Origin of the sequence: Enterobacter cloacae complex sp. P1B, assembly GCF_014982345.1 — a bacterium.
GTDB classification, from domain to species: Bacteria; Pseudomonadota; Gammaproteobacteria; order Enterobacterales; family Enterobacteriaceae; genus Enterobacter; species Enterobacter bugandensis.
The window spans coordinates 1-12,433 of sequence record NZ_JADCLF010000011.1; the positions used below are offsets into that span (position 1 = coordinate 1).

Consider the following 12,433-nt stretch of genomic DNA (forward strand, 5'->3'; position numbering starts at 1 on the left):
GGTGACCACTGGCACGCCACGGCTGAACTGTATAAATAAACCCTCGTCGTATCTCATCATACGACTTGCCCCTGGCCTCGTGGTCAGGGGCTTTTTTCATTTAATGCCGCGCGTTAAAGCGAAGCTGTCCTTCAAGCTCTTCCTCCGCTTCATCGAAGAGTAATATCAGCGCGCCGAAACGTCTGCGCAGCTTATCGGGCAGATGGATAAACTCAATCTCCAGCGGTAGCGGCAGCATGCTGCCGGTGACCACGTCCCACAGCGTATCCAGATTGGTCACGCTTTCCCGTTCAAGATCAAACGCCCGGATAAATTCCCGATAAAAGTCTTCCTGACTGTCGATTTCGTCAAAATCAAAAGTATAGGTTTTCATTGCCAGCCACCCAGTCCAGGCGGGCGGCAGATGCCGCCCAGTCTATTATAATCCCCCGATATGCAGGGTTTTAACTTCCAGATACTCTTCCAGCCCCAGCACGGATCCCTCACGTCCAAGACCGGACTCTTTTACGCCGCCGAAAGGCCCCAGCTCGGTGGAAACGGCGCACTCGTTAATGCCAATCATCCCGCTCTCGATGGCCTGTGAAACGCGGAAAACCCGGGAAAGGTTCTGGGTGTAGAAGTAAGCTGCCAGCCCGTAAGGCGTGTTATTCGCACGCTGGATAACTTCATCTTCCGAGGTGAAGCGGAAACACGCCGCAACCGGACCAAACGTCTCTTCTTCTGCCAGCTTCATGCCTTCGTGACAGTCGCCCAGCACGGTTGGCATCCAGAAATTACCGCCCAGCGGATGGGGTTTGCCGCCCGCCAGCACGGTCGCCCCTCGTGTGACAGCATCTTCAACATGCTCACGGACCTTGTCGACCGCGGCGGATTCAATCAGCGGCCCGACGACGACGCCGTCCTCAAGGCCATTCCCCACCTTAAGGGCATTAACCGCATCTGCGAGCTTATTCACAAACTTGTCGTAGACGGTTTCCTGAATGTAGAAGCGGTTCACGCTGACGCAGACCTGCCCGGCATTGCGGAATTTATTGGCAATTGCGCCTTTTACCGCAGCCTCGATGTCGGCATCCTCAAAGACGATATACGGAGCATTTCCCCCCAGCTCCATCGAGACTTTTTTCATGGTTTCTGCGGCGTTGCGCACCAGCGTTTTGCCGACGGAGGTCGAACCGGTAAAGGAGATTTTACGCACGTCGTGGCTGGCCATGATCGCATCGCTGATTTCATGGGTATTTCCGGCCACCGCGTTGAGCACACCGTCGGGCACGCCCGCCTGTTTTGCCAGCGTCAGCAGCGCAAAGGCGCTGAGCGGCGTGTTATTGGCCGGTTTGATGACACCGGTACACCCGGCTGCCAGCGCCGGGCCTAGCTTGCGGGTGAGCATCGCCATCGGGAAGTTCCACGGCGTGATGGCCGCGACGACGCCGATGGGTTCACGGGTCGCCAGAATGCGCGAGCCGGGCTTGATTGGCGGAATAATTTCACCGTTCGCGCGCTTGGCCTCTTCGGCAAACCACTGGATAAAGCTGGCGGCATACTCCACTTCCCCTTCCGCCTCTTTCAGGGGCTTGCCCTGCTCGGTGGTCATTAACCGCCCGAGCCAGCTTTTATTTTCAATAATCAGTTCGTACCAGCGGTACAGAATCGCCGAACGCTCTTTCGCGGTTTTGGCACGCCATGCCGGGAAGGCTTTGGTGGCCGCTGCGATCGCTTCTTCGGTTTGCGCTTTACCCGCTTTCGCAACTTTAGCGATGACCTCACCGGTCGCGGGGTTCAGCACATCAAACGTTGTGTCCAGCGTTTTCCAGATGCCGTCGACCAGATAGCCGGTCTGAAAAAGAGTGTTGTCCTGAAGCGCCTGAGTCGTCATGTGTCCTCCCTTCCTGAATGTAAGTACGTGCTGGAATAAGTATAGCCACAAAAAAACCGGCGCTTTTGGCGTCGGTTTTTTTACTTCAGTTAGTTATCCGTGAGGGCATTCTGGTAGCGATGCAGCATAAACACCAGCCGCCCTACCGGCTCGGTCACCTGTGGCGGCGCTTGCCAGTGCTTGAGCTTTTCCTGATAAATATCTAGTTCTTCAAGCAGTTGGGTAAAGTATCGACGGCGTTTGTCGTCACTGCTGGCGGAAAGCACATGGTCGGCGGTACGACGCAGCTGACGGTGGAAGGCCGAGAGATCGTCGTTGATCGGCACCGGCGCGTTGCGCAGACGCTGGTGCGCGATGATCATGGTTAACGCCAGGCGGAACTTCGCTATGTCGCCCGGGAATTTGTTCAGCAGTAAAAACAGCTGCTGGTAGAGCGCGGGCAGGTGGTTCTCTTTACGACGCGCGGTATTGGTAGTCATCGACGACACGGCAGCCGATACAAACTGGTTCAGCAATACGCGCCCCGTCCGCGCCTGCGAGTTATCCCGGACCAGCAGAATCACCATCATCGCCAGGAAGCAGCCCACCAGCTGACCCAGCGCGCTGTCGAGGAACTGGCTGAAGTGGAAGGTCATCGGGTTATCCAGCACGATGATGTTAATCGTACTCGCCAGCGCCCCCAGCGATCCCAGGCGGCGCTTTTGCACTTCAATGCCGATAAAGAACGCCATCACCGCCAGGCTAATACAGAGCAGCAGCATGCTCTGTTGCGTCGACGGGATGATGACCAGGAAATAGAGCGCGCCTATCGGCAGCGCGGCGATGGTGCCGTAGAGGAAATCAATGGCGACCATGCGCGGGTTAGGCAGACGCATCGCCAGTGCGGTCACGACGGCAATCATCACCATCGCCCCGCTGCCAGACGTCCAGCCCGTCCACAGCCAGAACAGCGTGCCGAGCATACAGGCAAGCGTGGTACGCCAGAAGTTGACCATCGCGTGATGCCGCTCGGCAGACTCCGCCTTGATCACCACTTCGCCCTGGAGCACCTCTTCTTCCGCCGCGCTGATTTTGGTGTTACCGATCACGCCGCGCTTAAGCAGCAGATAGCGCGTTGCGGCCCCAACCCAGGTGTAGATCGTCACCGGCGTCTCGCGCTCCCCGGTCCAGGCAATCACCCGGCGCATGCGCTTAAGCTGCTTATGCACGTCCTGTACGGTCTCTACCGGCTCGGCAAACAGCTCACGGAACGTGTCGGTGACTGCTTCCGGGCGGGTGTTCTGGATGAGATAGGTTTCGCACGCCTGGGTAATCAGCGTTAAGGAGACGGTATTCAGGGCTTTAAGGCGACGATTCGCCCGCGCCCAGCGAGACGACTCCATATTGAGGTTGCTGCGCATCCCTTCCAGCGCCTGCGTACGACGAACCAGCCCGCTCCAGGCTTTATCCACCTCTTCGCTGTCGCCGTGTTTAATGCACAGCTGCATCAGCTGGTACTGGGCAACGATCAGCGCGTCCAGCTCGCGATCCACCTCTTGCTTGATCGAGCGCGGGGAGAAAAGCAGGTCGGCCACGATCGCGCAGACAATACCAATCACAATCTCGCTGCAGCGCTCCACGGCAAACTGCGGCGCGAGCAGCGGTTCGCTTTGGATGGTGATGACAATGATCAACGCGGTATAGCCCGCCAGCCCCCAGGCGTAGGAGTTCTCAACTTTTACCAGAGACGAGACCCAGGTGCAGAAGCCCGCCCAGATGCAGCACACCATTAGCATCAGCAGCGGCGTGCGGATCATCAGAATAATAATGGTCAGCGCCGCGAAACAGCCGATAAACGTCCCGATAATACGTAGCATCCCGCGATAGCGGATCGCACCAGAGTAGGGTTCTCCACCCGCGGCGAAGGCAGGGCCCGCCGCGACAATCGCGGCGGTCAGCACCGCCCAGCGAGGGGTTTCAAGCTGGAAGTGGAAGCCAACGAACAGCGCCAGCACGATGGCGCACGCCAGCTTCACGGCGAAGCGAATGTGCTGACTGGCGATGGAAAAGATACCCATGGCGATTAACCAAACTCGCGCAGGCGATGGGCAATTTTACGGAAGAGGGAGTCCTGGCTGGCATCCCGATCTTTTTCTCCGGTGATCACCACCGTCGCCGTGGTACCCGCTGGCCACAGGTTGCCCTGCTGCTCATCCAGATGAATACGTACCGGCACGCGTTGCGCCAGACGCACCCACTCCAGGTTAGAATCCACCGTCGCCATCCCTTTGGCATCGTTAGAGCTGCTGGAGTTGGTTACCCCTGCGGCAACGCTGTCGACGGTACCTTTAAAGACGCGGTTGCTGCCAAGCGGCGTGACTTCTGCGCGATAACCCGGACGAACGCCCTCCAGCTTGGTCTCTTCCATATAGGCGAGCACGTAGAAGGAGTTCTGTTTAACCAGCGCCACGGCGGTTGAGCCACGGGTGATAAACTCCCCGGCATAGACGTTCAGGTTGGTCACCCAGCCATCGGCCGGCGCGCGGATCACGGTACGCTCCAGGTCGAGCTTCGCCAGATCGCGCGTTGCCTGCGCTTTCGCTAACTGGTGCAGCACGGTTTGCAGCACGTTGTTGGACTGGTCAATCTCTTCGCGGGACATGGCCTGAACGCCAAGCTGGTTACGACGGCCTGCCTCACGGCGTTTCTCTGCGGCCAGCGCCTGGTAATAGGCCACGTCTGCTTCTGCTTCCTCCAGCGCCTTCTGGTAACGAGGCTGGTCGATGGTGAACAGGACCTGATCTTTCTTCACCAGCTGGTTATCGTGAACGTTAACCGCCGTGATAAGGCCGGCCACGTCGGGGGCAATTGCCACCACATCGGCGCTAAAGCGCGCGTCACGCGTCCACGGTGATTCGGTGTAATAAACCCAGGCGCGAAAAATAGCGATGAACGCGAGGATAACCAGCGCCATGGTAATGGCGGTGCGGGAGATTTTTCTTGTTAGCGTTTTCACATCAACCTCAGACAAACATGCGCGATATCAGGTAAAACAGGCAGCAATACAGCGCGGTATTGAACAATGCAGGGTGCCAGACGAAATCGTAGATCCCAGTCGGGACCAGCACCTTGCGCACCAGCCAGAAGATCGCCAGTGATAAAAGAAGCTCGAAAAATATCGGTGGGAACGACAGACCGAACACCACGATAACGGGAAACAGACTCATGTTGACCTTGATAAGAGAGAGTGCAGGCTTCAGAATTTTTTAGCGCACGCCATCGCAGGAGAGCTAGAAACGCAGGGCGAGAATGGCGCAGCCGTTATGTAATTAATAATATATTAACGTAACTGTTATGCTGTTATCTATCATATGTGATCTAAATCACTTTTAAGCCAGAGTGAACAATGGAACGTTTAAAACGCATGTCCGTCTTCGCCAAAGTGGTTGAACTCGGCTCATTTACCGCCGCTGCGCGCCAGCTTCAGATGAGCGTCTCATCCATCAGCCAGACGGTGTCCAAACTGGAAGATGAGCTTCAGGTTAAGCTGCTCAACCGCAGCACCCGCAGCATCGGGTTGACGGAAGCCGGTAAAATTTACTATCAGGGCTGTCGCCGCATGCTGCATGAAGTGCAGGATGTTCACGAGCAACTCTATGCCTTTAACAACACGCCCATCGGCACGCTGCGTATAGGGTGTTCTTCAACTATGGCACAAAATGTTCTCGCTGCCATGACGGCGGACATGCTGAAAGAGTACCCTGGGCTTACCGTCAATCTGGTGACGGGCATCCCTGCCCCAGACCTGATCGCCGATGGATTAGACGTGGTGATCCGCGTTGGCGCGTTGCAGGACTCCAGCCTGTTCTCACGTCGCCTCGGAAGCATGCCAATGGTGGTCTGTGCCTCGAAGAGCTATCTGGCGCAGTACGGTGTGCCCGAGAAACCTGCCGATCTCGCTAACCACTCCTGGCTGGAGTACAGCGTCCGCCCCGATAATGAATTTGAGCTGATTGCTCCGGAAGGGATCTCCACCAGGCTGCTGCCGGAAGGCCGGTTCGTCACCAACGATCCGATGACCATTTCGCGCTGGCTGGTGGCCGGCGCCGGGATCGCCTACGTGCCGCTGATGTGGGTGATCAATGAGATCAACAGCGGCGTGCTGGAGATCCTCTTCCCGCGCTATCAGTCCGATCCGCGCCCGGTCTACGCCCTGTATACCGAGAAGGACAAGCTGCCCCTCAAAGTACAGGTGTGTATTAACTATCTGACCGACTATTTTGTCGACGTAGCAGAGCTGTTTCAGGGAATGCGCGGTAGAAGAAAGGAATAAGTAATTAATTTCTGAAATATCCGCACCATTAATATTTCCGGATGAAGCCAGCCTTCATCCAGGAATATTCTTTAGCTTCTACCAGGAATAGCGAATTGACACTGCCGCCGCCTGCCCTTTACCTTATAAACAGTCTGGCATTCAGACTGTTATTATTTTGTTGCTGATTTGAATAATAAAATGTATTCCGCAGGATGACGTTAAACAAGGAAACGAAATGAATCTATTTGAACAAACACCGCCGTCACGCAGGCGCTACGGACTCGCCGCGTTCATTGGCTTAATTGCAGGAATTGTCTCCGCGTTTGTCAAATGGGGAGCCGAGGTACCACTCCCGCCACGCAGTCCCACCGATTTATTTACCGGCGCATGCGGCCCTGAGCAATTAATAAGAGCCGCAGGCCAGATAGATTGCTCCCGCAATTTTTTAAATCCACCCTATGTGTTTTTACGCGACTGGCTGGGCGTAGTTGATCCTAACGCAGCAGTTTATACCTTTGCCGGACATATATTTAACTGGGTCGGCGTAACGCATATTATTTTCTCAATCGTCTTCGCGGTTGGGTATTGTGTCGTTGCTGAAGTCTTCCCGAAAATTAAACTCTGGCAGGGTTTGCTGGCGGGTGCATTGGCACAGCTTTTTGTTCACATGCTCTCCTTCCCGCTGATGGGGCTGACGCCACCGCTGTTTGATCTGCCCTGGTATGAACACGTGTCAGAGATCGTGGGTCATCTGGTCTGGTTCTGGTCGATCGAAATCATTCGACGTGACTTGCGTAACCGCATTACTCACGAGCCGGATCCGGAGATCCCGCTGGGTAACTTACGTTAAAAAAATGGCGCTACATCTGTAGCGCCATTTTTTATGTTTGCTCAGGTCAGGCCGTGCCGCCCACCGTCAGATTATCCACTTTCAGCGTTGGCTGACCCACGCCAACCGGCAGGCTCTGGCCTTCTTTACCGCAGACGCCCACGCCGTTATCCAGCTTCAGATCGTTACCAACCATGGAAATCTGCTGCATGGCTTCAATGCCGGAGCCAATCAGCGTCGCGCCTTTCACCGCTTTGGTCACTTTGCCCTTCTCGATCAGGTACGCTTCTGAAGTCGAGAAGACAAACTTACCGGAGGTGATATCCACCTGGCCGCCGCCAAAGTTTGGCGCAAAGATACCGTAATCCACGGATTCGATAATCTCCTGCGGCGTGGATTTGCCCGGCAGCATATAAGTGTTGGTCATGCGCGGCATCGGCAGGTGCGCGTAAGATTCACGGCGGCCGTTACCCGTTGGCGCTACGCCCATCAGGCGCGCGTTGAGTTTGTCCTGCATGTAGCCTTTCAGAACGCCGTTTTCGATCAGCACGTTGTACTGGCCTGGCGTACCTTCATCGTCGATAGAAATCGAGCCGCGGCGGTCAAGCATGGTGCCATCATCCACTACGGTGCAAAGCTCAGAGGAGACGAGCTGTCCGATCTGGCCGCTGAACACGGACGTCCCACGACGGTTAAAATCGCCTTCCAGACCGTGGCCCACCGCTTCGTGCAGCAGCACGCCCGGCCAGCCTGCGCCCAGCACCACCGGGAATGTCCCGGCCGGCGCCGCAACAGCATTAAGATTCACCAGCGCCATGCGCACGGCTTCTTTAGCCCACGCGTCAGCACGCGCTTCGCCGTCAACATCACCCAGGAACCAGTCATAGCCGAAACGACCGCCGCCGCCGCTTGAGCCGCGCTCGCGTTTGCCGTTGTCATCGACCTGCACGCTGATGGAGAGACGCACCAGCGGACGCACATCGGCCGCCAGAGTACCGTCCGTTGCCGCCACCAGAATCAGTTCATACACACCGCTCAGGCTGGCGGAGACTTCCTGAACACGTTTGTCGGCCGCGCGGGCCACTTTGTCCACGCGGCGCAGGATGTCCAGCTTCTCTTCGCGGCTCATGCTCTGCAGCGGGTCGATGCTGGTATAAAGCGCGGAGTGCTGCACTTCACCAAGGGTTTTCACGCGACCGTCGCCGGCATCGCGCACAATGGTACGCGCGGCCTGCGCGCTCTGCTCAAGCGCGGCCAGGCTAATCTGGTCGGCATAGGCAAAACCGGTTTTTTCACCGCTGATGGCGCGCACGCCGACGCCCTGGTCAATGTTATATGAGCCATCTTTGATGATGCTGTCTTCTAAAACCCAGGATTCGTGATAGCTCGACTGGAAATAGAGATCGCCGTAGTCGAGACGGCGTTCGGTCAGTTGACCAAGAATGGAGAACAGGTCCTGATGGCTCAGGCCGTTCGCTGCGAGCAAATGTTCACTTACCAGGTTCAGACTCATCGTATTGCTACTCGTTCGTTGCCGCCCGTGGCGGTATAAAGATCGTATTTATTGAGAGTGAGGCAATTACCAGCCCACGTCAAATCATTGCTGTGCATCTTTGCGCGGCTGGCGCAGCACCTCGTTAATCTGCGGTTTATCCACCGGACCGGTAATGCGGTAGCGCAGAATGGAGACCTTGCTCCACAGCGGCCCCAGCACTTTACTGGCGGCAAACACCGCCGCACCGACAATCGGGTTAACCACAAAGGCCGCCGCCACACCCACGCTGGCGGAAATTTCCGGCGCCACCACGGCTTCCATATCCAGCTCGCGACGCACGAGGTTGACCGAGCCTTTCATGGCGATGTCCGCTTCCAGCCCATCCACCAGCGTGTCGTCCGTGTGCAGAACGCCGTCCTTGATCCACGCCGTACTGCGGATGGAATCGTAATAGAAACCTTCGCTGAAGGTGTCGCTGAAATCGAAGCGCAGCTTGCGAAGCAGCGCATCAAAACTCAGCAGACGCAGGATCTGCCCGGCACGCCCCGTGCTCACGTCGGCGATCTCACCTTTGCCAAAGTGTGTTTTCAGAATACCGTTCAGTGACGCTTCGTCCGGTGTCCACGGCGCGGCACGCCAGTGAAGATCATAATTAACGTTAAACGAGGAGCCGCGCAGCGGCGTGCTGATGCCAAAGAAGTTGGCTGCCGCATCCAGCTTGTTGCCTTTAATGTCGCCCTTCAGAGACGTGCGCTGCTCGCCCGGGTTATTCACCCACTCTCCACCCGCCGTCATGCGGCCAAAGCCGGTGTCGATCAATCCGCCGGAGAGCTTGAGCGTATTCCCCTGGATGGCAAAATCACCGTCGATACGGCCATATTTTTGCCCCCACAGCCAGCACTCCGCGCAGCGCAGCTGCAGATCGGGCCAGCCGCTAAAATCGACGCGGGTAGTATTACTCAGCGGCGATGTATTCGCCGGTTTATCTTTACTCGCGGCAGCCGGATTGTAGTAGAGATAGCGGATCGCTGCCTGCCACGGCGCGTTATTGCGCATGGTCAGCGTGCCGTTGATTTCCCGGCCCTGCGCCTCCACTTTTGAGCCGTTAGCGGTTGGCTGGGAGACAATGCTCAGATTGTTCCACTGCTGTCCGCCCAGCATCAGCGACGGCGTGCGTACGGTAATGGTCTGCGGGAACTGGGCGGCCTCATCAACGTTTTGCCCAACGCCTTTCTGGAAGAGCGCCAGCCACTCCGCGCCGTCCATCGGCGGGAGATTCAGCTCAACGCCCGCATGCTCAGGCAACGGCGGCGTGGTTTTGCTGTCCGTCGTCCAGATGGCTCTGTCGAGGGTAAGCTTGCGGTTAAGCAGCCAGCGGCTGTTAAAGTGGTTTGTTCCGCCCGCACTTCCGGTCAGCGCGAAGCTGTCCAGATTGCCATCCACGTTAAGCTTCACCGGCAGCGGCTGTCCGGCCTGTTTATCCAGCGGCGCAGGCAGCTGGCTTTGAAGATTCTTCAGGTCACCCGTAATGTCGACCTTATAGTGTGCACCCGCGTGATAAGGCAGGTCGATTGCCACTTTGCCCTGCCAGGCGACCGCGCCCGCTACTGACGCCTCAATCGGCTTCGGCAGGACGTCCATACGCGACGGCTGCCAGTTGCCGTCCAGATTAACGGCCACCTGATAAGCCTTTTGCCCCTCGGCTGTTGAGAAGTCGATATTCACCGGCTGATTAAACCAGCTGGCGGTCAGCGGTTCGCTTTTCAAATTACCGTTCACAAAGCTGAACTGTCCGCTGAGGTCTTTCAGGGTGCTATCAAGCGGTTTAATGTACAGGCTGTTGTTCTTCAGACGGACGTCACCTTTGGCGGTGGTCATTTCACCGTCCAGCGGGATATCAAGATGTAAGCGAGCATTCACATCGCCATCGAGCTGGAGCTGCTGAAGGGTCGCCGCCAGCGACTCTTTGAGTGGCGTCTCCTCAAAGTACGGCCCCACCGCTTTCCCCGGGCCGTTGATGTCGGCATCAATCAGCAGCTTCTCTTTTGAGTAGTCCGGGATGTTGGCCGTCAGGTTGCTGGCCGTTACGCCTCCCAGCGCAACGCTGTCCGCCTTCATCCATAATCCGTCGTTGAGGAAGTTAAGCTCGATATCCAGGTTTTTCAGCGCGGGCCAGCCCGGCTGGAACGCGAAGGTGGCGTCGTGCAGCGGCACCAGCACCTGGAACTGCCCCTCATTATGTTTGTACGGGAAAAGATGCGGGTTACCGCCGTAGACCAGCGTGGCGTTTTCCGCCTGACCGCCCTGAATTGCGCCGCTCAGATAGTCGACCAGCGCTTTACCCATCAGATTTTCCGGGAAATAGCGCCAGGCCTGAGAACCGTCATCGGTACTGATCCCGGCCAGAATGCCCAGCCACGGTTCGTCACCCTGCGGCTGTAAATAGCGGAAGTCACCCCGCGCGTGTACCGCTTTGGCTTTGACGTCGATATGGCGACCATCAAGCTGGAAGCCCTTATCGTTACGGAGCCAGTTAAGCACCGCGCTGCCCTGCTCAATTTCCAGCGGCGCGCGGAAGACCGTCTCGTAAGGCATTTTTGCGTTGTGCATATCAGCCGTGAGCCTGCCGTTCTCCACGCTGCCTTCCAGCTTGCCGCTGAAATGCTCCGCGCCCGGCAGCATCTTCCACTGCTTCCAGGCAAGATCTTTCCATGTTGCCTGGAAACGGGTTTTTTCCGTCGCCTGAAGCGGGATATCCAGCGCCAGAGAATCAATTTTTCCGCTCGGCTGCGTTGCCAGCCAGATCTCGCCCAGGTCCGGAGAGAGCTTTGCCGCCATGGAGCGCAGGCCTTCAATGGCCGCCAAATCCAGGTTACTGGCGCGGATGCGCAGCTCATCGCTGCGTTTACTCGCCGCGCCGCCCACGTCCTGCTCCGGCATCCAGGCCAGCGTCAGCGCACCGCGCGGCCACGGCTTGCCGTCCATCGTGATGCGCGTATCCGGGATGGCGAACTGCCAGCCCTCTTTTTCCTGCGTCACGTGCGCGGTGAGGTTATCGACGGAAAGCTGATGCTGCTGTCTTTCACCCTTCCAGCTCGCGCCCCCTTGCTTCAGCCAGATATCGCCGCTGGCAAATTTCCCTTTCGTCAGGGTCATCCAGCCCTCAAGGCTGAAACGGGCGGTTTCCAGCTGCATGTTTTGCTGCAGCCAGTCGCCGAGCCAGGGCTTTACATCCACATCGTCGGCCTGCAGCCAGACTTTGCCGTTGTTTAACAGGCCGTCATCGTCACGCAAGTCCATACGCACCTGCATGACGCCGTGCTGGCCGTTCAGGCTGGAAAGATTGACCTGCCCCTCGGCGCGGTGTCGATCCTTGCCGTTAAGCCAGGTCAGCTGCGGGATCGCCAGTTCGGCGCGCTGGCCAGAAAGGGTAATAAAGCTCACTTCGCTGTCGCGCAGATCGAAATGATCGAACTGGCGGAGGAAGAGATCGCTGAAGCGGTTGGCTTCCAGGCCCTGATTGTTATCACCGCCCGTCAGCGGCGTATTGGTCAGAAACTGGAGTTGATAAAAGGTGAGATCGCGAAACTGCCAGCGCAGATGCAGCAGGCTTTGCCAGACGTCCAGCGCCAGGGTTACGCGTTTGATTTTGAGATGACCGCCATCTTTCAGGCTGGCCTTGATGTCACGGACATCCAGCGTCGGGCCAAAATTCTGCCAGCTGGCGCTAACCTGGCTTACGTCGACCGGCACGCCGGTGGTGGATTCGATTTTCGCCAGCAGCTGCGGACGCCAGCTGTCCAGATGCGGTAAAACGAGGCGTAGCCCGCTCACGAGCAACGCGACAATCACGACCAGCGTTGCCCCTGTAAGCACTAAAATCCCCGGCAATCGCCTCACGCATCTCTCCTTGTCAGCTTTCGTCACGCAGCGTACTGCGTT

General features: G+C 57.3%; 9 protein-coding genes. 2 read left to right on the forward strand and 7 right to left on the reverse strand.

Annotated elements, in window-relative coordinates; genetic code table 11:
* Positions 1–100: 100 nt before the first annotated feature.
* From INF77_RS11895 to aaeX, 5 genes are all read right to left on the reverse strand, one after another.
* Positions 101–373 carry a barstar family protein gene (locus INF77_RS11895; protein WP_028014596.1) on the reverse strand — a complete coding sequence of 91 codons (273 nt, stop codon included), beginning with the start codon at positions 371–373 and terminating at the stop codon, positions 101–103.
* A gap of 45 nt (positions 374–418) precedes the next feature.
* The gene (locus INF77_RS11900) at positions 419–1,873 is read right to left on the reverse strand and encodes an NAD-dependent succinate-semialdehyde dehydrogenase (RefSeq protein WP_028014597.1); all 1,455 of its coding nucleotides are present in this window, start codon (positions 1,871–1,873) and stop codon (positions 419–421) included.
* Between the two features lie 89 nt (positions 1,874–1,962).
* Positions 1,963–3,930 (reverse strand): p-hydroxybenzoic acid efflux pump subunit AaeB, encoded by a 1,968-nt coding sequence (gene aaeB / locus INF77_RS11905; RefSeq protein ID WP_047364742.1) that lies wholly within the window; start codon positions 3,928–3,930, stop codon positions 1,963–1,965.
* A 5-nt stretch (positions 3,931–3,935) separates the two neighbouring features.
* A complete protein-coding gene (aaeA, locus tag INF77_RS11910) occupies positions 3,936–4,868 on the reverse strand; it encodes a p-hydroxybenzoic acid efflux pump subunit AaeA (RefSeq protein WP_028014599.1) in 933 nt (310 codons plus the stop codon).
* A 7-nt stretch (positions 4,869–4,875) separates the two neighbouring features.
* A complete protein-coding gene (gene aaeX / locus INF77_RS11915; protein ID WP_003860416.1) occupies positions 4,876–5,079 on the reverse strand; it encodes a p-hydroxybenzoic acid efflux pump operon protein AaeX in 204 nt (67 codons plus the stop codon).
* 179 nt (positions 5,080–5,258) lie between these two features.
* On the opposite strand from aaeX, the gene aaeR reads away from it, so the two are divergent.
* Both aaeR and INF77_RS11925 read left to right on the forward strand, forming a co-directional pair.
* The gene (gene aaeR, locus INF77_RS11920) at positions 5,259–6,185 is read left to right on the forward strand and encodes an HTH-type transcriptional activator AaeR (RefSeq protein ID WP_028014600.1); all 927 of its coding nucleotides are present in this window, start codon (positions 5,259–5,261) and stop codon (positions 6,183–6,185) included.
* A 217-nt stretch (positions 6,186–6,402) separates the two neighbouring features.
* On the forward strand, positions 6,403–7,017 hold the full coding sequence (locus INF77_RS11925) for a YagU family protein (RefSeq protein ID WP_032644925.1): 615 nt from the start codon (positions 6,403–6,405) through the stop codon (positions 7,015–7,017).
* A gap of 46 nt (positions 7,018–7,063) precedes the next feature.
* Here INF77_RS11925 and tldD read toward each other — a convergent pair whose 3' ends face one another.
* Complete coding sequence (gene tldD, locus INF77_RS11930; protein ID WP_028014602.1) at positions 7,064–8,509, reverse strand: metalloprotease TldD; 1,446 nt, start codon at positions 8,507–8,509, stop codon at positions 7,064–7,066.
* 84 nt (positions 8,510–8,593) lie between these two features.
* A complete protein-coding gene (gene yhdP / locus INF77_RS11935) occupies positions 8,594–12,391 on the reverse strand; it encodes an AsmA2 domain-containing protein YhdP (protein ID WP_193532845.1) in 3,798 nt (1,265 codons plus the stop codon).
* Positions 12,392–12,433: the final 42 nt, after the last annotated feature.